The 19,533-nt window shown below is 70.9% G+C and carries 16 protein-coding genes; 9 read left to right on the forward strand and 7 right to left on the reverse strand.

Annotation, left to right across the window (positions count from 1 at the left end):
• Positions 1 to 8 precede the first annotated feature (8 nt).
• The 3 genes from nuoL to nuoN are packed head-to-tail and all read left to right on the forward strand — an operon-like array spanning position 9 to position 5,007.
• A complete protein-coding gene (nuoL, locus tag OWR29_RS05140) occupies positions 9 to 1,934 on the forward strand; it encodes an NADH-quinone oxidoreductase subunit L (protein WP_267561325.1) in 1,926 nt (641 codons plus the stop codon).
• Entirely contained in the window at positions 1,931 to 3,472 is a 1,542-nt protein-coding gene (locus tag OWR29_RS05145) for an NADH-quinone oxidoreductase subunit M (protein ID WP_267561327.1), read from the forward strand. Before nuoL ends, OWR29_RS05145 begins: the two co-directional genes overlap by 4 nt.
• A gap of 2 nt (positions 3,473 to 3,474) precedes the next feature.
• Positions 3,475 to 5,007, forward strand: coding sequence for an NADH-quinone oxidoreductase subunit NuoN (gene nuoN / locus OWR29_RS05150; RefSeq protein ID WP_267561328.1), 1,533 nt, complete (start codon positions 3,475 to 3,477; stop codon positions 5,005 to 5,007).
• A gap of 59 nt (positions 5,008 to 5,066) precedes the next feature.
• Here nuoN and OWR29_RS05155 read toward each other — a convergent pair whose 3' ends face one another.
• On the reverse strand, positions 5,067 to 6,101 hold the full coding sequence (locus OWR29_RS05155) for a polyprenyl synthetase family protein (protein WP_267561886.1): 1,035 nt from the start codon (positions 6,099 to 6,101) through the stop codon (positions 5,067 to 5,069).
• A gap of 40 nt (positions 6,102 to 6,141) precedes the next feature.
• Entirely contained in the window at positions 6,142 to 7,341 is a 1,200-nt protein-coding gene (locus OWR29_RS05160; protein ID WP_267561329.1) for an MFS transporter, read from the reverse strand.
• A gap of 152 nt (positions 7,342 to 7,493) precedes the next feature.
• On the opposite strand from OWR29_RS05160, the gene OWR29_RS05165 reads away from it, so the two are divergent.
• A complete protein-coding gene (locus tag OWR29_RS05165) occupies positions 7,494 to 8,288 on the forward strand; it encodes an IclR family transcriptional regulator (protein ID WP_267561331.1) in 795 nt (264 codons plus the stop codon).
• A gap of 89 nt (positions 8,289 to 8,377) precedes the next feature.
• Complete coding sequence (locus OWR29_RS05170; protein WP_267561333.1) at positions 8,378 to 9,100, forward strand: anti-sigma factor family protein; 723 nt, start codon at positions 8,378 to 8,380, stop codon at positions 9,098 to 9,100.
• A 15-nt stretch (positions 9,101 to 9,115) separates the two neighbouring features.
• Here the strand turns inward: OWR29_RS05170 and rarD are convergent, their stop codons facing one another.
• From rarD to eccE, 4 genes are all read right to left on the reverse strand, one after another.
• Positions 9,116 to 10,057, reverse strand: a complete 942-nt coding sequence (rarD, locus tag OWR29_RS05175; RefSeq protein ID WP_267561335.1) for an EamA family transporter RarD — start codon at positions 10,055 to 10,057, stop codon at positions 9,116 to 9,118.
• A 210-nt stretch (positions 10,058 to 10,267) separates the two neighbouring features.
• Positions 10,268 to 10,708, reverse strand: a complete 441-nt coding sequence (locus OWR29_RS05180) for a GNAT family N-acetyltransferase (RefSeq protein WP_267561887.1) — start codon at positions 10,706 to 10,708, stop codon at positions 10,268 to 10,270.
• A gap of 283 nt (positions 10,709 to 10,991) precedes the next feature.
• On the reverse strand, positions 10,992 to 11,372 hold the full coding sequence (locus OWR29_RS05185; protein WP_267561336.1) for a phage holin family protein: 381 nt from the start codon (positions 11,370 to 11,372) through the stop codon (positions 10,992 to 10,994).
• Positions 11,373 to 11,442: 70 nt separating this feature from the next.
• Entirely contained in the window at positions 11,443 to 13,296 is a 1,854-nt protein-coding gene (gene eccE / locus OWR29_RS05190; RefSeq protein ID WP_267561338.1) for a type VII secretion protein EccE, read from the reverse strand.
• 317 nt (positions 13,297 to 13,613) lie between these two features.
• Here eccE and OWR29_RS05195 point away from each other — a divergent pair, with 317 nt between their 5' ends.
• The 4 genes from OWR29_RS05195 to OWR29_RS05210 all read left to right on the forward strand — a co-directional run bounded on the left by OWR29_RS05195 (position 13,614) and on the right by OWR29_RS05210 (position 18,604).
• Positions 13,614 to 13,931, forward strand: a complete 318-nt coding sequence (locus OWR29_RS05195) for a WXG100 family type VII secretion target (protein WP_267561888.1) — start codon at positions 13,614 to 13,616, stop codon at positions 13,929 to 13,931.
• 18 nt (positions 13,932 to 13,949) lie between these two features.
• Positions 13,950 to 14,246 carry a WXG100 family type VII secretion target gene (locus OWR29_RS05200; protein ID WP_267561340.1) on the forward strand — a complete coding sequence of 99 codons (297 nt, stop codon included), beginning with the start codon at positions 13,950 to 13,952 and terminating at the stop codon, positions 14,244 to 14,246.
• Between the two features lie 360 nt (positions 14,247 to 14,606).
• Entirely contained in the window at positions 14,607 to 18,242 is a 3,636-nt protein-coding gene (locus OWR29_RS05205) for an SseB family protein (RefSeq protein ID WP_267561342.1), read from the forward strand.
• Positions 18,239 to 18,604, forward strand: coding sequence for a UCP033725 family protein (locus tag OWR29_RS05210; RefSeq protein WP_267561343.1), 366 nt, complete (start codon positions 18,239 to 18,241; stop codon positions 18,602 to 18,604). The genes OWR29_RS05205 and OWR29_RS05210 overlap by 4 nt, the downstream gene beginning before the upstream one ends.
• Here the strand turns inward: OWR29_RS05210 and OWR29_RS05215 are convergent.
• Entirely contained in the window at positions 18,601 to 19,524 is a 924-nt protein-coding gene (locus tag OWR29_RS05215; protein WP_267561344.1) for an alpha/beta fold hydrolase, read from the reverse strand. The genes OWR29_RS05210 and OWR29_RS05215 overlap by 4 nt on opposite strands.
• Positions 19,525 to 19,533: the final 9 nt, after the last annotated feature.

Raw genomic sequence — 19,533 nt, forward strand, 5'->3', positions numbered from 1 at the left:
GCCTTCACGTGGAACAGACAGTGGAGTTCGCTCCCGCGTCGGGGGTGCTGAGCGGAATCTGGCTGCTCGTGGCCATTCCGCTCGCCAGCGCCGCGATCCTCTTGCTGCTCGGCAAGCGGGCCGACAAGTGGGGTCACTGGCTCGGCGTCCTCGCGGTGGCCGCCACCTTCGTCCTCGGGCTGATCTTCTTCCTCGACCTGCGCGGGCTCGACGCCGAGGCGCGGTCGGCCCAGGTGAGCCTGTGGGACTTCATCGCCGTCGGGAACCTGCACGTCGACTTCGGGCTGCTGTTCGACCCGCTGGCCGGCGTCTTCGTCCTGCTGATCACGGGCGTCGGCTCGCTGATCCACCTGTACGCGGTCGGCTACATGGAGCACGACCCGGGGCGGCGCAAGTTCTTCGGCTACTTCAACCTCTTCGTCGCGGCCATGCTGTTGCTCGTCCTCGGCAACAACTACGTGATGCTCTACTTCGGCTGGGAGGGCGTCGGTCTGGCGTCCTACCTGCTGATCTCGTTCTGGTACACCCGGCCGTCCGCGGCCACCGCCGGCAAGAAGGCGTTCCTGATGAACCGGGTCGGCGACGCCGGCCTGGCCATCGGCATCTTCGTGATGTTCGCGACGCTCGGCACCACCCAGTACGACGAGGTCTTCGGCAACGTCAGCGCCCTGAGCTCGACGACAGTGCTGATCCTGGGCCTCCTGCTGCTGCTCGGCGCGGCCGGCAAGTCCGGTCAGTTCCCGCTGCACGCGTGGTTGCCCGACGCCATGGAGGGCCCGACCCCGGTCTCGGCTCTCATCCACGCGGCGACGATGGTCACCGCGGGCGTCTACCTGATCGCCCGCTCCAACGCCATCTTCACCGCCAACACCGTGCTGCAGACGGTCGTGGTCAGCGTGGGCGCGCTCACGCTGCTGATGGGCTGCATCATCGGCGCCGCCAAGGACGACATCAAGCGGGTGCTGGCCTGGTCGACGGTCAGCCAGATCGGCTACATGTTCCTCGGCGTCGGGCTCGGCGGCGGGGCGTACGCGCTGGCCATCATCCACCTGCTGGCGCACGGCTTCTTCAAGGCCAACATGTTCCTCGGCGCCGGCTCGGTCATGCACGGCATGCACGACCAGGTCGACATCCGGCGCTTCGGCGGCCTGCGCAAGTACATGAAGTGGACCTGGCTCACCTTCATGATGGGCTGGCTCGCGATCATCGGCATCCCGCCGCTGTCCGGCTACTTCTCCAAGGAGCCGATCATCGCGGCGGCCTTCGAGCGCGGCGACTGGACCTCCTGGCTGTACGGCATGGCGGCGCTGCTCGGCGCGGGCCTCACCGCGTTCTACATGACGCGGCTGTTCGTGCTCACCTTCCACGGGCCCGAGCGGTACACCGAGGACAACCAGCACCCGCACGAGTCGCCGTTCATCATGACCGTGCCGCTGATGCTGCTGGCCCTGGGCTCGATCGGGGCCGGCTGGCTGATGTCGACCTCGGTGCCGGACTGGCTCGAGCCGGTCTTCGGCGCGGAGGAGGGCCACCACGAGGCGGTCCTGTCGCACACGCTGATCACGATCCTCAGCCTGGTCGTGACGGTGCTCGGTGCGGGCCTGGCCTGGGCGATGTTCCGCCGTGGAACCGCGCTCGCGCCGCAGCCGGCCGGGGTCGTGGTCACCGCGGCCCGCCGCAATCTGTACACCGACGCGATCAACGAGGCGGTGTTCGAGCGGCCCGGCATCTACCTCACCCGGGCGCTGGTCTTCCTCGACAACAAGGGCATCGACGGGCTGGTCAACGGCATCGCGGCCGGCATCGGCGGCACGTCCGGCCGGCTTCGCAGGCTGCAGACCGGCTTCGTGCGGTCGTACGCCCTCTCCATGCTCACCGGTGCCGTTCTTGTCGTCGGCGCCTTCCTCGCGATCCAGCTTGGGTGGTTGGCGTGAACGACTTTCCGTTCCTGTCCATTCTGACGCTGCTGCCCCTGGTGGGCGCCATCGTCGTGGCGCTCGTCCCGAAGCAGAAGGCCGAGCTGGCCAAGACCATCGCCTTCGCGTGGTCGCTGGTCGTGCTCGTGCTGAGCATCGTCATGTGGATCGCCTTCAACGTGGGCGGCGACCGCTTCCAGTTCCGCGAGTCGTACGCCTGGATCCCGTCCTGGGACGCGCGGTTCACCTTCGCCGCCGACGGCATCGCGCTGGTCATGCTCATGCTGATCGCGATCCTGTTCCCGATCGTGATCCTGGCGTCGTGGCACGACGTCGAGAAGTCCAACCGCTCGGCGCCGATCTACTTCTCGCTGCTGCTGGCCTTCGAGTTCACGATGATCGGCGTCTTCGCGGCCGCCGACATCTTCCTGTTCTACGTGTTCTTCGAGGTCATGCTTATCCCGATGTACTTCATCATCGGGTCCTTCGGCGGTCCCCGGCGCCAGTACGCGGCGGTCAAGTTCTTCCTCTACAGCCTGGTCGGCGGTCTGTTCATGCTGGCCGCGGTGATCGGGCTGTGGGTGGTCGGCGGCCACACGTTCGACTGGGGCAAGCTGGCCGAGGCGGCCGGGTCGATCGACCAGAACACCGCGCGCTGGCTGTTCCTCGGCTTCTTCGTGGCGTTCGCGATCAAGGCGCCGTTCTTCCCGTTCCACACCTGGCTGCCGGACGCCGGTGGTGCGGCCCCGGCCGGCGCGGCGGCGCTGCTCGTCGGCGTGATGGACAAGGTCGGCACGTTCGGGATCCTGCGCTACTGCCTCTCGCTGTTCCCGGAGGCGTCGCGCTGGTTCGCCCCGGCGGCGCTGGTGCTCGGCGTCATCGGCATCATCTACGCCGCCCTGCTGGCGGTCGGCCAGAACGACCTGAAGCGCCTGGTGTCGTACACGTCGATCGCGCACTTCGGCTTCATCGGCATCGGCATCTTCGCCTTCACCACGCAGGCCGGCACCGGCTCGGTGCTCTACATGGTCAACCACGGCCTCGCGACCGGTCTGCTGTTCATCGTGGTCGGCATGTTCGTCGCCCGCCGCGGCTCCAACCTGATCAGCGACTTCGGCGGGGCCGGCAAGCTCGTCCCGGTGCTGGCCGGGGTGTTCTTCTTCGCCGGTCTGGCCTCGCTGGCCCTGCCCGGCACGGCCCCGTTCATCAGCGAGTTCCTGGTGCTGATCGGCACCTTCACCGTGCACCCGGCGTACGCGGTGGTGGCCACGGCCGGCATCATCCTGGCCGCCGCCTACGTGCTCTGGATGGTGCAGCGCACCACGCAGGGCGATCTGAACCCGGCCCTCACCGAGGTGCCGGAGATGCGCAAGGACATCACGCTCCGCGAGAAGGTCGTGGTGGCCCCGCTCATCCTGCTCATCATCGTGCTCGGCTTCTATCCCAAGCCGGTCACCGATGTGATCAACCCCGCGGTCGAGGCGACCATGCAGGACGTCGGGAAGCAGGATCCGGGACCGACGGCGGTCGTCGCTAACGAAAGGGTGGCGCGCTAGCCATGGAGGACCTGAAACTACCCGGCATCGACTACGGCGCGCTGTTGCCGATGCTGATCCTCTTCGGGGCGGCGTGCGTCGGCATCCTGGTCGAGGTGTTCACGCCGCGCCGGTCGCGCAACGTGATCCAGTTGAGTCTGGCCTTGCTGGCGGTCGTGGCGTCGTTCGTCGCGGTGATCTTCCAGCACGACACCCGGACGATCACCATCGGCGGCGCGGTCGCCATCGACGGGCCCACGCTGTTCCTGCAGGGTTCGCTGCTGGCCCTCGGCCTGGTGTCGCTGCTGCTGATCGGCGAGCGCCAGATCGAGCGGGGCGGCCCGTTCGTCTCGCAGGCGGCCATCACGGTGGGTTCGCAGAAAGATCTCAGGCAGGCGGGCGACCAGCCCGGCGCCACCGAGGTCTACCCGCTGACTGTCTTCTCGCTCGGTGGCATGCTGCTCTTCGTCGCGGCGAACGACCTGCTCACCATGTTCATCGCGCTCGAAGTGCTCTCGTTGCCGCTCTACCTGATGTGCGCGCTCGCTCGCCGTCGCCGCCTGCTCAGCCAGGAGGCCGCGCTCAAGTACTTCCTGCTCGGCTCGTACGCCTCGGCGTTCTTCCTGTTCGGCGTGGCCCTCATCTACGGCTTTGCGGGCGGCATCGCGCTGTCGCAGGTGCACGAGGCGGTGGCCAACCCGGAGCGGAGCCAGGTGCTGCTGTACGGCGGTCTGGCCCTGATCGCGATCGGCCTGCTCTTCAAGGCCGCGCTCGCGCCGTTCCACGTGTGGACGCCGGACGTCTACCAGGGCGCGCCGACGCCGGTCACCGCGCTGATGGCCGCCTGCACCAAGGTGGCCGCGTTCGGCGCGCTGCTGCGGATCCTGTACGTGGCCTTCGACGGGGTGCGCTGGGACTTCCAGCCGGTGCTGGGGACGATCGCGGTGCTCACCATGCTGGTCGGGGCGGTCCTGGCGATCACCCAGACCGACATGAAGCGGCTCCTGGCGTACTCGTCGATCGCGAACGCCGGCTATGTGCTGGTCGGCGTCCTCGCGCTCAACGAGGAGGGACTCAGCAGCACGATGTTCTATCTGGTGGCGTACGGCTTCTCGGTCCTCGCCGCCTTCGGCATCGTGACCCTGGTGCGCGACGCCGACGGCGAGGCCACCCACCTGGCCCGGTGGGCCGGGCTCGGGCGCAAGAGTCCGTTGGTCGCCGGCGCCTTCACGTTCATCCTGCTGGCCTTCGCCGGCATCCCGCTGACCAGCGGCTTCACCGCCAAGTTCGCCGTCTTCGGGGCGGCCGTCGAGGGCGGTCAGACCTGGCTGGTCGTGTTCGGCGTGATCACCAGCATGCTGCTGGCCTTCCCGTACCTGCGGGTGGTCGTGCTGCTGTGGCTGTCGGAGCCGTCCGAGACGACGCCCACGGTGTCGATCCCGGGCTTCCTGACGTCGGCCGCCCTGGTCATCGGGGTGGTCGCCACGATCGCCCTGGGTGTGGTGCCGGCGCCGCTGATCGATCTGACCCGGGACGCCGCGCAGTTCGTGCGCTGATTTACCCGTACGACGAAAAGGGCCCCGGCGACATCGCCGGGGCCCGTTCTTATCTGGTCTCAGCTGGTGCGATCGGCGATGAAGTCGCAGAGAGCCGCCATGGCCCGCTTGGCCTCGCCGTCGGGCAGGGGCGCCAGCTGGGCCCGCGCGTCCTCGGCGTAGGTGCGGACGGTCTCGCGGGCCTTCTTCATCGCGGCCGATTCCCGCAGCAGTCCCAGAGCCTCGGCGTGCAGAGCGTCGTCGGTGATCGGCCCGGCCGACAGCAGCTCGCGCAGCCGCACGGCCGACGCGTCGGTGTCGTCGCCGGCCAGCGCGTACAGCACCGGCAGGGTCGGCACGCCCTCGCGCAGGTCAGTGCCGGGGGTCTTGCCCGACTGCACCGACTCGGAAGCGATGTCGAGCAGGTCGTCGGAGAGCTGGAAGGCCACGCCGATCGTCTCGCCGTAGCCGGCCAGGGCCTCGACGTACTCGGCCGGGGCGCCGGAGAACAGGCCGCCGAACCGGGCCGAGGTGGCGAACAGCGACGCCGTCTTCTCGCCGATGACGTGCAGGTAGTGCTCGATGGGGTCGGAGTCGCGCGGGCCGACCGTCTCGGCGATCTGGCCGTGCACCAGGCGGGCGAACGTGCGGGCCTGCAGGTGCACCGCCTCGGGGCCGAGGGAGGCGGCGATGTCGGCGGCGCGGGCGAACAGGTAGTCGCCGACCAGGATGGCCACCGAGTTGCCCCAGCGGGCGTTGGCGCTGGGCGCGCCGCGCCGGACCAGAGCCTCGTCCATGACGTCGTCGTGGTAGAGCGTGGCCAGGTGGGTCAGCTCGACCACATTGGCGGCGGCGATGATCTCGTCGGCGTCCGAGTTGCCGAACTGGGCCCCGAACGCGACCAGGATCGGCCGGATTCGCTTGCCGCCCGCGTCGGCGAGATGGCGTGCGGCCTCGGCCACCAGCGGGTCGGCGCTGGCGACGTTCTCGCGCAGCGCGTCCTCCACGGCGGCCAGCGTCGCCGACACCGATGCATCGATCGCGGGATCGATGTCGAGGCCGAGCGACGACAGCGTCATTTCACCAGTGCTCACCACACTTTCACGATGCCACATGAGTCCGATGCTCATGGCCTCAGGGTCGCGGCGAGCAAGATCAAAATGAACTTCTGGCACGCGGGTCGCCGCCATCCGCGTGCCGGCGCAACAGGTGGCTGCCGAGCAGCATGGCGGCGGCCGCGCCGAGCATCGCCACGGCCGCCACCGCCCACATCGTCGGGTAGCTCGCGTGCGTGGCCACGAAGCCGAGCCCGAGCGGACCGAGGCAGCCACCCGCGTACACGCCGGTCTGGGTGATCGACGTGGCGGCGGCCGGCGCCTGCGGGTGCAGCCGCACCACGGCGAAGTTCATCAGGCCGGGCCAGGCCCACCCGAATCCGAAGCCCAGCACCACGCCGGCGACGAGCGGCAGGCCGCCCGGCACGGCGAGCAGCCCCAGTCCGGCCGCTCCGGCCAGCAGCAGGCCCGAGATCATGGTGACCGCGCGGCCCGGCCACCGATCGGCCAGCCATCCGCCGAGAACGCGGGACGTGACGCAAACGGCGCTACCGAGCGTGAGTGACAGACCGGCCGGGCCCGGAGAAATACCGCGAGCAACCGCCGAGTCGACCAGGAACGTGCCCAGCGCGTTGGCCGCCCCGGCCGCCAGAGTGGCCCCGACGCCGACGACGATGAGCGCCCCGGTCGCCCGCTTCGCGGCTTTCGCGGGCTTGGCCGCGGCCGCCGCGGGCTCGTCCGGAACCAACAGGAGGGCCGCCGCGGCGAGCCCGGCGACGAAGACGAACGCCCACCGCCAGCCCAAGGTCAGCGCGACCACCGGCACGGCCGCGCCGGAGAGCAACGTCGCCACCGGGATGGCGGCCTGCTTGATGCCGAACGAGAGGCCCTGCCGGCGCGGCGGCACGTGCCGGGACAGTGCGGTGTTGCTCGCCAGCTGCCCCATCGCGTTGGCCCCGGCGCCCAGCGCCAAGATCAGAATGAGACTCCACAGTGTATTCGCGAACGCTGCTACACCGAGCAACGAGGCGACGGAGAGCGCGATGCCGGCCCGGGAGACCCGTGTCGCGCCGAACCGCTCGACCAGAAAGCCGGCCGGGACCGAGGCGAGCGCACTGGCGCCGAAGTAGGCCGAGACGGCCAGGCCGAGCCCGGCCGGCGAGAAGCGGAGCTCGTCGCCGATCTGCACGGCGAGGCCACCGACGAGGAAGACCGGCACGCTGACGGCGATCGTGGTCGTCAGGGCGCCGATCGATGCTCGTAAGGCACTGGTCGGCGCGGCCGGGGGCGAGACAATCACTCCTCGCAGCCTAGGCCGACAGAATGCATCCGAGCGCGCTGAGTGCTAATGACCACACGGGTCGTGTAAATCGACCGTGATCCACATGCTTTTGGCATTCCCTCAGAGGAAGATTATTCATATGGTGTAAGTCCCTGGCGTCGGAGGTAGCAGTGCGCGACCCCCTGGCGGAGCCGTCCGACCTGATTCGGAGCGTGTCACGTGCCCTGCGCGTGCTCGAGTCGGTTGGCCGGGCGCCCCGCGGACTCACCGTGAAGCAGATAGCGCGACGGTGCGAATTGACCGTCGCGACGACGTATCACCTTGTGCGCACCCTGGCCTACGAGGGCTACGTGATCCGCCGCGAGGACGGCACGTACATCGTGGGCCTGGAGATCGCCGACCGGTACCGGGAGCTGGTCTCCGCCTTCCGTGGCCCGCCCGCCGTCGGTGAGGCGTTGCGGCGGGCCGCGCTCGACAGTGGCTACACCCACTATCTCGGCCGGTTCGTCGGCGGCCGCATAGCGGTGACCGCGTCGGCCGAGGGCGCGAGGTCGCCGTTCGTCGACGACATGTCGCCCGGCTTCGACGAGGGCGGTCATGCCACCGCGCTCGGCAAGGCCCTGCTGGCCACGCTGACTCCCGACCAGCGGGCGCGTTACCTGCGCGACTACGGCATGCGGCAGTTCACGCCGGCCACCCTGACCACGCCCGAGGCGCTCGAGGCCGACCTGGCGGCGGGCGAGAGGCGCGGCATGCAGCTCGAGATGGGCCAGTTCCGGCAGGGTCTGGCCTGCGCGTCGGTGCTCGTCATCGCCGACCGCGACATCGAGCGGCGGCTGGTGCTGGCGTGCGCGCTGCCCGCGGCCGAAATGCTCACCTCGGCCCGTGTGGTGCGGGCCAAGTTGACGGCGGCCGCCCGAAATGTCACCGAAGCCCTCTCGGCAGGGGAGTCGGCCACGGCCTGACTTGCGTATCTAAGACTCCGTTGAACCTCCCGCCGGGCTGACCCGTAAGACAGTTTGCAGGCGGGAGATCAGCGGAGGGTGGTGACGGGGTGCACTGCGAGCACGAGCACGACGACGGAGCCTATGTGCTCGGCGCCTTGTCACCGGCGGAACGTGCCGCGTACGAAAGTCACCTGGCCACCTGCTCGTTCTGCCGCGAGGCGGTGGCCGACATCTCGGCCCTGCCCGACGTGCTCTCCCGGCTCGACGCGAAAGAGTTCGCCAAGCTGCTCGACCCCACGCTGACCAGCGGGTCGGGCCACCCCGGGGCCGAGCTGCGGGACTGGGCGACGAGCGAGTGGGCCACCTTGAACCCCGACGCCAAGCGGGGCAAGAAGAAGCGCAAGACCTTCAGCGTACGGGTGTTGAGCACCGCCGCCGCGGCCGTCCTCGTGGCGCTGATCGGCGTCGGCCTGTTCGCCTGGACCCGCGACAATGCGGCCCCCGCGGCTCCGCCGGCCGGTCCGGCCATCGCCATGACCGCGGTGCAGAAGTCGTCGCCGGTCAAGGCCTCGGTCCGGCTGACCAGCACGCCCGGCGGCACCAAGATCGACCTCGTCTGCTCCTACAGCAGCGCGGCGTCGCGGCCCTACACGTTCCGACTGGTCGCGTACGGGCCCGACGAGCAGACCGAACAGCTGGGCTCCTGGCAGGCCGCACCCGGCGCGGAATTCACGATGCCCGGGGTCACCCACTTCGGCCCGGGCAGCCTGAGCCGGCTCGAGCTGGTGCAGTTCGACGGAAAGGCGCTTCTCGCCTACGACGTCCCCTGATCCTCTGATTCCGGATCAGCGGGGTGGCAGGGTGGTGGCCGGTTCGACGGTGGCGGCCGTCGCGCCGGCCGCCGTCTTTTCGGCCCGGGTCCGGCGGCGCAGGGCGTCGAACGTGAAGATGATCAGCGCGACCCACACCAGGGCGAAGCCGGCCAGGCGGGCCGGCGGCATCGGCTCGTGATAGATCAGCAGCCCGACGGCCAGCTGCAGGATCGGCGCCACGTACTGCAGGATCCCGATGCCCACCATGGGCACCCGGTTGGCCGAGGCCGCGAACAGCAGCAACGGCAGCGCGGTGGCCAACCCCGAAAAGATCATGAGGACCGTGTGCGTCGCCGACACGTTCCCGAACTTGGCGTCGCCCGAGGCGGTGAGCCAGCCGACGAAGACCAGGGCGGGCACGGCCAGCACGGCCGACTCGACGAACAGGCCCTCGGCCGGCGGGAGTGACAACCGCTTCTTCACGAGGCTGTAGGCGCCGAAGCTGGCCGCCAGCAGCAGAGCGATATACGGCAGATGCCCGTAGTCGATGGTCAGCACGACCACCGCGACCGCACCGACCCCGACGGCCACCCACTGCAGGACGCGCAGCCGCTCCCGCTGCACGGTGACGCCCAGCAGCACGATGACCAGGGGCGTGATGAAGTACCCGAGCGCCGTCTCGACCACCCGCGACGAGTTCACGCCGTAGATGTAGGTGCCCCAGTTCACCGCGATCAGCAGGGCCGCGAGCGCCAGGCCGCCCAGCAGCCGGGGGCTGCGGGCGAGACGCTTGATAAATCCCCAATTGCGAACGACAGCCAGCAGCAAACTGATGAAGACGACCGACCAGATGACCCGATGAGCCAAGATCTCGAACGGCGACGCCGGCTGCAGATGCTTGAAGTAGATCGGGAAAAATCCCCACAACACGTACGCCGCGAGGCCGTAGAGATATCCGCGTCGCTCGTCGCTCATGCCCTCACCGTAAGGCCTGTACGACGTTTTGCCCCTTGCCGTATGGCTGACCTCACGGCCCACGAGCCGCTTCAGGCGCTTACTGTCCGCTTCAGCTTCAGGCACTCGCCGCCTGCCGCGAGTCAGTCCGAGTGTGCGGCTTCAGGCGCTCGCCGCCCGCCGCGAGTCGGTTCGAGGGTGCGGCTTCAGGCGCTCGCCGCCTGTTGCGAGTCAGTCCGAGTGTGCGGGGGTGCGGAGGTCGCACTCCATCCAGCGGCCCGGTTCCACGTCGGTGAAGCCGTGCGGGGCGTAGACGGCGTGCGCGTCCCGGGTGACCAGCACGAAGCGCGTCAGCCCCCGGGCCGCGTAGTGGTCGCGCAGATGTTTCACCAGCCAGCCGCCGAGGCCGCGACCGCGATGCGCCGGCTCGACGTAGACGTCGCAGAGATAAGCGAAGACGGCCCCGTCGGTGACCACCCGCGCGACCGCCACCTGCTCGCCGCCGCGCTCATAGATCCCGTACGGCTCGGACCCGGCCAGCGCGGCCCGCATCCGCTCGAGCGGCCGCCCCATCGCCCAATAGGCGTCGGTCGAGATCCACCGGTGCACCCGGGTCAGGTCGATCCGCTCCCGGTCGGAGCTCAGCTCATATCCGTCTTCGCGTTCGTGCAGCACGGCCAGATTCAAACCCGGCCATCGCCCCGCCGCCAGCCGATTCCCGCCGCCGCTTTCGCCGTGGGCGGAGGACGGGTGGCGGGTTCAGTCGTCCCGCCGCCCACCGATTCCCGCCGCCACATTCGCGTCGGCGGAGGATGGCGGTGGGGTCATCGCCCCGCCGCCCGCCGATTCCCGCCGCCGCTTTCGTGTCGGCCGAGGATGGGTTGGTGGGGTCAATCGTCACGCCACCAACCGATTCCTACCGCCGGTTTTGCGTCGGCGGAGGGTGGGTGGTGGGTCAGTCGTCGCCGTCGGGGACGAGCATGTTGAGCAGCCAGCTGACCACGCCGACCAGCAGGGCGCCGAGCACGGCGCTGGGCCAGAAGTCGTCGACGTGGAACGGCAGGTCGAACTGGCCGGCGACCCAACTGGTCAGCAGGAACAGAGCGCCGTTGACGACAAGAGCGATCAGCCCGAGCGTGAGCACGTAGAACCCGCACCCCACGACCTTGATGATCGGCCGGAGAACCGCGTTGATCACGCCGAAGATGACCGCGACGATCAACAGCGTGATGATCTGCTCCGACACGGAGTCGGTGGTCAGCTCGATCCCGTCGATCAAGACGGTGGCCAGCCACAACGAGAACGCAGTGATCAGAAGCCGAATGATGAGGCCCATGGCCCCGAATGGTGCCACGATCATGCAAATCCGGGCCGCGACACTCCCTGAGCTCGTCTATGTTTCCCGGTCAGCGGCCTGGCGGGCCGATCAGCTGCGCCTCGATCGGGGTGTAGGCCAGGGCGGCCCAGCGGACGGCGCGGCGGTTGACGACGCCGACCATGTCGGGGCGGATCCGGGTCATCCACTGGGCGACCTCGCCCAAGCCGAGCGCGCCGCCGACGAGGGTGGCCTCCTCCGGCCGCAGGGGCTGCAGGATGAGCAGGTCGGCCCGGGAGGCCACGTCGATGTCGGCCGCCGAGAACTCGTCGCGGACGACCAGGGTGGCCTGCCAGCCGTCGCCGGGACGGTTGTCGGCGCCGACCGGGCCGATGTCGACCACGACGAGCAGGGGGTGCAGGGCAGAGCCGGGGGCTATCTCGATCGGGCGGCCGGGCGGCACCACGGCGATCGACTCGCCTGGGACGGCCGCGCCGCGTACGAACGGCTCCCATGCCCGCGGCCGCGCGGTCTGCACGACGACCCGGGCCCCCAGGGCCATGGCCCGCAAGGCGACCAGCTGGGCGCAGCGGACGCCCCCGACCACGAGCGCGCGGGTCTGTTCGGGCCGGAACAGCCGTGCCACCACCGGATTGCCGTGCCGGTTGCGGCCGAGCATGAGGCCGGACACCCCGACCTGGAGGTGCAACCCCTCCAGCTGCTCGGCCGGCTGCACACCGTCGAGGGCGAGACCGGGGACAGCGCTGGGCCGGCCGCCGAGCGGGAGAGTCGCGAAGAGGCCCTGCACGTGCTCGCCGTCGAGCCGCTGAGCCCCGGCATGCTCGGCCGCCAGCAGCTTGCGCAGGGCCTGGGTGGCCGTGCCGAGCGAACCCGGCTCGGGGGCGGCCAGCCGGACTGTCACGTCGATCGGGGTGGGGCCGTGGGCCGCTTGCGGGCCAGCGGTCAGTGACACCGTCGTCGCGGCGGAGGGCAGGGTGAGCATGCGCGACACCAGCCGCCGGGACGTCTCGACCCGCAGGTCGGGCCAGCGCCGCAGCCGGAACGTGGTCTGCGCCAGCCCGCCCACCCGCAGACCGGGCCACGACTCGTGGGCCGAACCGGCGCCGTCGTCATGGGCCAGTTCGGCGATGACCCGCAGCGCGGCCGCCTCACCCAGCGGGCGGGCCGGCACTGCCGAGAGCCGGCGCACCAGCTTGCGGACCAGGCCGGACAGCGCCCGCCGCAACTCTTCCTCGGACCAGCCCTCGGCGCGCAGCACCCGCACGGCCAGCAGCGCGCGGCTGTGCCCGAGCAGGCGGCCCTCGGTGAGCTGGCGGTAGGAGTTGGCCGGGGTGCCCGCCCCGGCCCGCAGTGAGGGCGCCGGGGCCCCGGTGAGCAGTAGTTGGATCAGCACCGGCGGCACCTCGGCCTCGGCCGAGGGCAGCAAACTCGCCGGTGAGGGCAGGTCGGGCGTCTCTTCGGCGAGCAGACCGGCCGGGTCGCCCAGCTCGAGAACGGCGGTGAGGCCGTGCCCGTCGATCAGGACCGCCGACGGGTCGCCGGCCAGGTCGGTCTGCTCGACCCGGGCGCCGGGGGCGAGGAACTGGAGCAGGGCCGTAGGGCCGCCCGCGAGCGTGGCCGAATGACGCCGGCCGCCGAAGCGCAGGCCGACGCCCAGCCACTCGAACGCCCAGCGGCCGCGCAGCCGCAGCCACGTGAGACCGAGGACGGCCAGGGCGACCACCGCCCCCGCGACGAGCCCGATCGGCCCGTTGACGGCGCCGACCGCGACCGCGACGGCGGCGACCTGGGTCGCGACCAGTTGGCCGGCCCGCAGGCCGAACAACCGTCCACGTCGGAGCGGCTTGGTATTGACCTTGGGTAGTTGCTTGACCGGACCGGAGAGCTCGCGATAGTCGCGCTCACCCGCCACGCCAACCGTCACGACACACCGCCCCTCGCCCGCATTCGTCCTTGTGCGGGCCATCGTAGGGGCTCCGGTCACCCCGCGGGGCGCCCTGTGGACAACGCCGAGTTATCCACAGGTTCCGATCCCCACTTCACCTCCGCTTGACGCCTTTCGCTACGGTCGGCGACGTCATGGAAGAGTAATCGGCCGCTCACGGGCCGCCCCCCGCCGCTTGTGGACAGGGGTTAGCCTGGTGGCCGACGTCGATATGTCGAGGACGGTGCTCACCGTCCGTCCACAACGGATCGCGACATGATCGGCGACCCGAACGAGGAAGCGGGGTGACATCCGGGGTGGCCGGAACGCAAGCTGAATCCCAGGTGATGGCGAGTACCGCCGTCAAGTTCGACCAGGTCAACGAGCAGCTGCAGACGATGCTGTCCACGCTCATGTCCGAGCTGTCCACGCTCAGTGGCACGTGGAAGGGTCTTGGCGCCGCGGCGTTCGAGCAGGTCAAGGTCCAGTACGAGCAAGACCTGAAGAAGCTCAACTCGGCTCTCGCAGTGACTGCTGAGTCGATCAAGCAGTCCGGCACCAGTTACGACGCGACCGACACCGAGGCGGCCAGCCGGGTGTCCAGCACCGGCGGCAACTTCTCGCTGCCGCTCTGACCCGGGGGAGAACCAGACATGCCCAACGACGGAGTGCTCCTCGTCAATTTCGCTGCTCTGCAGCAGGCGGGCTCCGACATCCAGAAGGCGATCAACACGCTGCGCTCGCAGCTCGACCAGCTCGAGCGTGACGCCGCCCCGCTGGTCGCCACCTGGGACGGCGAGGCTCAGCAGGCCTACCAGCAGCGCCAGGCGACCTGGCGCGCGGCCTCGGAGAACCTGACGAACATCCTGCAGAACATCCACGGCGCCGTCGGCCAGTCCGTCGACGACTACGTCAGCACCGAGAAGCAGGCGACCGCCCGCTTCCAGTGAGCCGCACCGACGGCCGGACCAGTCCTTCAGGGCTGTGCCGGCCGTTTTCCTTTCCGTTTCCTCTCCCGTTTCCTTTCCGGGCGGGTGACCGATTCACCCTCCGTCCCTTTGGTCCGTTGTTGCGAAGCTTGTTGTCCCTCGAACGCGTACTGGCCCGAGTGGCCGATATCGCTACGATCGGTTGTTGTTTGATCGCTTCGCGCGACCGAAAAAGGCGTTCCTGAGCGCTTCGGGGCGCGTACGGAGGGCCTCTTACACACCGTTCGCACGTCTGCCTACCGCCGCCCATTGTGATCGCGGGCTGACCTTGTAGGTTGTACGCGTTGAGATGGGCTCGTCGCGCGGTGGGGAGAGGTGGACGTGTCCGAGTGGGAGCCGGCTACGGACGCCGAGGTCGCTATGCGCGATGCGTTGCGCACCGACGACCAGGAGTCCTACTTCCGCATTCTTTCTGGCGTTGACCTGCTCTTACCGGTCTCGGCCGACGCGCTGGCCGGGCTGGCCCCGCTCGGCTGGGGCACCTGGAGCACCGGCGGCCGCACTCACGTGCTGGCCTTCACGTCGACGGCGGCATTGCAATCGTGCCTGGCCGACTACACCGGTTCCGCTCGGCGGGTTCCGTACGCCGAGCTGGCCAACACCTGGCCCAATCTCGAGTGGTGGCTGGCGGTCAACCCCGGCCTGCCGATCGAGGGATATCTGCCCGCCTGGTTCGTGGCCCAGCTGTCCCGCGGCGACCTGAGGCTGCCCACCCGCGGCCCCGGCCGGGCCGAGTCGAAGACGGGCAACAACAAGCTCCAGGATCTGCAGGCGGCCGCGATGGCCGCCAACGCCGCGGCCGTCAACCAGGAAGAGGCCGGGCGTCCCGGCGGCCCGACCCACGAGGACACGCCGCTCACGGCGGCCACCGGCTCCTATCCGCAATACCCGTCGGGAACGTACGGCCAGCCGGCGCCCGCCGCCTACGGCCGACCGGCCTCGGCCGCGCCCGCCGGCTACGGCCAGCCGTCTCAGCCTCCGGCCACGTCCGTGCCCGCCGCGTACGGCCAGCCGTCTCAGCCTCCGGCTCCGGCTTCGCCCGCGCCGGGCCCGTACGGTCAGCCTTCAGTACCGGTCGCGCCCGGGTACGGCCAGCCGGCTCAGCCTTCGGCTCCGGTCGCGCCCGGGTACAGCCAGCCCGCCGCACCCGCGGCTTACGGCCAGGCCGCGGCCAACACGTACGGCGGCGCCTACGCCCAGCAGGCCGGTCAGCCGCCGTCCGACACGCTTCCCGAGCGCGCCCCTGCCGGCGACAACTCGCCCGCGGCGACCGGCGGCCTGCCCACCCGCATGCCGTCCAGCCCCGACGGCCTGCCTGCCCGGACGCCGTCCGGCCCGGACGCCTTGCCGTCGCGATCGCCGTCCGGCCCCGGTGGTCTGCCGACTCGTACGCCGTCGGCCGCGGACGCCCTGCCCACCCGTACGCCGTCGGCCGCGGATGCCCTGCCGACTCGTACGCCGTCGGCCACTGACGCGCTTCCCGCCCGCACACCCTCGATCGCGGACGCCTTGCCGTCGCGGTCGCCATCTGGTCCCGGTGGTCTGCCGACTCGTACGCCGTCGGCCGCGGATGCCCTGCCGCCCCGCACGCCGTCGGCTACGGACGCCCTGCCGACCCGCACGCCGTCGGCCTTCGGCCAGCCCGCGGCGAACGCCCAGGCCAGTGCCCCACCGGCGAGCGCACCCCCGGCGACCGACCGCCCCGCGAGCGCCCCGCCCGCAACCTACGGCCGCCCCGCCGGCGCGCCGCCGGCGTACGGCCAGCCCGCCAGCTCGCCGGCCGCGTACGGCCAGCCCGCGAGCGCACCTCCGGCGTACGGTCAGCCCTCCGGCGGTCAGCCCAACAGCGCTCCGCCTGCTTACGGGCGTCCCGCGAGCGCACCGCCCGCGTACGGCCAGCCCACCAGCCCGGCTGCGCCCGCTCAGTCCCCGGCGCCGTCCGGCCCCGGTGGCTTGCCGGTCCGCACGCCCGGCTCGGTCATGCCCAACGGCGTGCCGAACGGCCTTCCGGTTCGCACCCCGGGCGCCACGCCGTCCTCCGGCCCGGCCTCGCCGGTCGCACCGACGACGCCCCCCGCTTACCAGCAGCCGACGTTGCCCACCGCCTACCAGCAGCCGACGTCGCCGGCCGCGGTGCCGCCGGCCTACCAGCCTCCGCCCGTGCCGCCGGTGTCGTCCGCGCCGCCCATGAGCGCGCGCCCGCCGGCCGGTCCCGGCGATGACCCGCGCGGTGCCCTGCAGAACCCGAGCGGCCCGCTGCCGGTCCGCACCCCCATGGCGCAGACCCCGCCGGTGCCCGAGCACATCACGCCGCACAACCCCGAAGAGACCCCGTTCAACCCGAACTGGTCGGGCACGAGCGGCGCCCCGTCCGGCGCGCTGGGCGACCTGCCCCGCCGCCAGCCCACTGAAGGCGCGCTGGGCGATGTACCTCGCCGCCAGCCCACCGAGGGCGCGATGGGCGATGCACCCGGCCGCGAGGGCAGGATGGGTGACCTGCCCCGTCGCCAGCCGACCGACGGCGGCATGGGCGATGCACCCCGCCAGCCCACCGAGGGCCGGATGGGTGACCTGCCTCGTCGCCAGCCCATCGAGGGCGCGCCGGGCGACCTGCCCCGCCGTGAGCCCACCGAGGGCCGCCCGGCGGGCTTCCCGCAGGGTCCGGCCTCCCCGCAGGCCGCCGCGGCCCAGCGCACGCCGCCGGCCATGATGCCGCCCATCTCGGCGCCTCCGGCCCCGGCTTCGCCCTCACCGGCCATGCCGGCCGAGCCCAGCCCCGGTTTCGGCACGCCCCTGCCGCGCCGCCAGGCCACTCCGCCGTCGGAGCGCCCCGGTCTCACGTCGTTCCCGGCCTTCCAGACCCGGTCCGACGCCCCGCAGCAGCCGGTGGCCCCGCCGGTGATCCCGGGTTCGCCCGGCAGCGACCGCCCGGCCCGCCTGGGCGCTCAGGCCGCGTTCGAGCCGGCCCCGCCGGCCGAGAACCGGGCCGAGAGCCGAGCCGAGTCGTTCGTCCCGGCCAACGACGTCGAGCGGGACCTGTTCGAGGCAGCCGGCGGGCACAGCACCGACGCTTATCTCTCCACCCTGCTGCTCGCGACCGTCCTCGTCCCGGTGGCCAACCACTCGCGCCCGGGCAGCTCGCCCGGCGAGTCGGGCTTCGCCTTCCGCACCGAGCAGGTCGACGGCGAGACCTTCCTGATCGTCTTCACGAGCAAGGACAGGCTGGCCGAGCACTACTCGGAGCCGACCCGCACGGTCGGTGTCCGGTTCTACGAGCTGATCCGCAACTGGCCCGACCCGGCCTGGTCGTTCGCGGTCAACCCGGACGGCCCGATCGGCGCCAAGTACCCCGGCCCGCAGGTCATCGCCCTGGCCAGCTGGGCTGCCGAGTCCGGCCTGGGCGGCGACCAGGACGGCCCGCTCGAGGACGCCGACCCGGTGCCCGCGCCCGAGCCGGCCAGCGACGACGCGCAGCACGCCACGGTCATGCAGAAGACGCTGCCGCCCGAGCAGGTCGACTACTACCTCGAGCGCGGATACGACCGGGTGGCCGGCTTCGTGCACCGCGCGACCGAGGTGGAACATCTGCGTACGCCCGCGGAACTTCTCGGCGCGCTGGGCCTGAGCTACGACGGTTCGCCGCATCAGACGGACGCCAAAGAGGCGTACGTGCTGCGCTGGCCGGCCTACCGCCCGAGCCTCTACCGCATCCCCTACGGCGGTCAGAACGAGCAGGCTCTGCGCGCGATGGACGGCTGGGTGATCGAGCGGGCGCCGTTCCGTGGCAACGGTTTCGCGCCCGGCGAGGGTCGTGACGTCATCGCCGAGTTCAAGGTGGACAGTGTCCGCCTGCCGCACGGCGCGCAGTTGTGGCGGATCGACGCGGACGGCGCCGAGCGCATGGTCGCCATCTTCGACAACGACGGTCCGATCTGGCGCCGGGTGGGTGAGCAGTGATGCGGGACGGCTACGTGGTGGCCTGGCAGGGGCGTGAGTACGACGCCTCGCCCGACGGCGACAACGTCCGGATCTACCGCGCCGACCCGGCCGACGGCTTCGACGAGGTTCGTCCCGGCCGTCACGTGCGGGTGCTCACGCCCGAGGAGTACGACGAGCTTATTTACGTACGCACGACGTGCACCTGGCGTGGGGCGCCGTTCATCGTGCTGGCCGAGGCGAACTCATGGCTGCGCGTCGAGTACGCGGGTGGGCGGGCGCCGATCGCCCGGCAGCTCGGCCTGGAAGAGTTCGACTTCGGCGTCTACCAGGGCTGGGCGCCGCTGCACGAGGTGTCCGACCTGAGCGAACAGCGCATCTAGTTGGTCTTGAGCCAGCGCAGAACTTCACCGGTGACCACGTCGGTGGCCTCCTGGTGCAGGAAGTGGCCGGCCTCGGGGATCAGGCGCCACTCGTACGGCGCGAGCACGTAACGTCCCGAGCCCTGGGCCGTGCGCGGCAGCGTGGCGGTGTCGAATTCGCCGTGCAGTTGCAGGGTCGGCGTCACGAGCGGGCGCTGCATGAGCTTCACGAAGCGGTAGCCCTGCAGCCGGACGGCACTGCGGAACACCCAGCGGTACGCCTCGAGCGCGCAGAACGCCGCCTGCTGGATCTGCATGGCTTCGCGGCACCGGGCCACGTAGTCGGCGAATTCGGGTGTCTCTCTCCACTGTGGACTGGTCCAGCGGGTCATCAGTTCGCCCACCATCGCCGCGTCGTCGCGGGTGAGCACGTGTTCGTAGCGCGGGACCTGAAACCGCAGCGCGCTGGAGGAGGCCGCGAACTGGCCGCGCGGGTCGGCGAAGAGCGCCGCCCGCAGACGCAGCGGATGGGCCGCGCCCAGCACGACGAGCCGGTTGACCAGTTTCGGGTGGAACGCGGCGGCGGCCCAGCCGATCATGCCGCCCGCACCGGCGCCGACGATCGTCGCGTTCCGTTCGCCGAGCGCCCGGATCAGCCCCGTCACGTCGGCCGCCATGGTGTAGCCGTCGTAGCCGCGGGGTGGCTTGTCGCTCGCGCCGTAGCCGCGCAGGTCTATCGCGACGGCGCGGAAGCCCGCGTCGGCGATGCGGGGCAGGATGTCGTGCCAGGCCCACCAGAACTCGGGGAAGCCGTGCAGGAACAGCACGAGCGGCCCGGTGCCGGCCTCGACGACGTGGAAGCGGCTGCCGTTGGCGCCGACGAAGCGATGGGTCCACGGCCCGTCCACCAGCACGCACGACTCGTCAACCCGACCGCCCATGACCACCAG

Source organism: Paractinoplanes pyxinae (assembly GCF_026626335.1).
In the GTDB taxonomy this organism is placed as follows: Bacteria; Actinomycetota; Actinomycetes; order Mycobacteriales; family Micromonosporaceae; genus Actinoplanes; species Actinoplanes pyxinae.

Bases quoted from the DNA above. Each gene is read 5' to 3' on its own strand.
- nuoN (WP_267561328.1), top strand. From the start codon at position 3,475: ATGGAGGACCTGAAACTACCCGGCATCGACTACGGCGCGCTGTTGCCG.
- OWR29_RS05155 (WP_267561886.1), bottom strand. From the start codon at position 6,101: ATGTGGCATCGTGAAAGTGTGGTGAGCACTGGTGAAATGACGCTGTCG.
- rarD (WP_267561335.1), bottom strand. From the start codon at position 10,057: ATGAGCGACGAGCGACGCGGATATCTCTACGGCCTCGCGGCGTACGTG.
- OWR29_RS05185 (WP_267561336.1), bottom strand. From the start codon at position 11,372: ATGGGCCTCATCATTCGGCTTCTGATCACTGCGTTCTCGTTGTGGCTG.
- OWR29_RS05200 (WP_267561340.1), top strand. From the start codon at position 13,950: ATGCCCAACGACGGAGTGCTCCTCGTCAATTTCGCTGCTCTGCAGCAG.
- OWR29_RS05215 (WP_267561344.1), bottom strand. From the start codon at position 19,524: ATGGGCGGTCGGGTTGACGAGTCGTGCGTGCTGGTGGACGGGCCGTGG.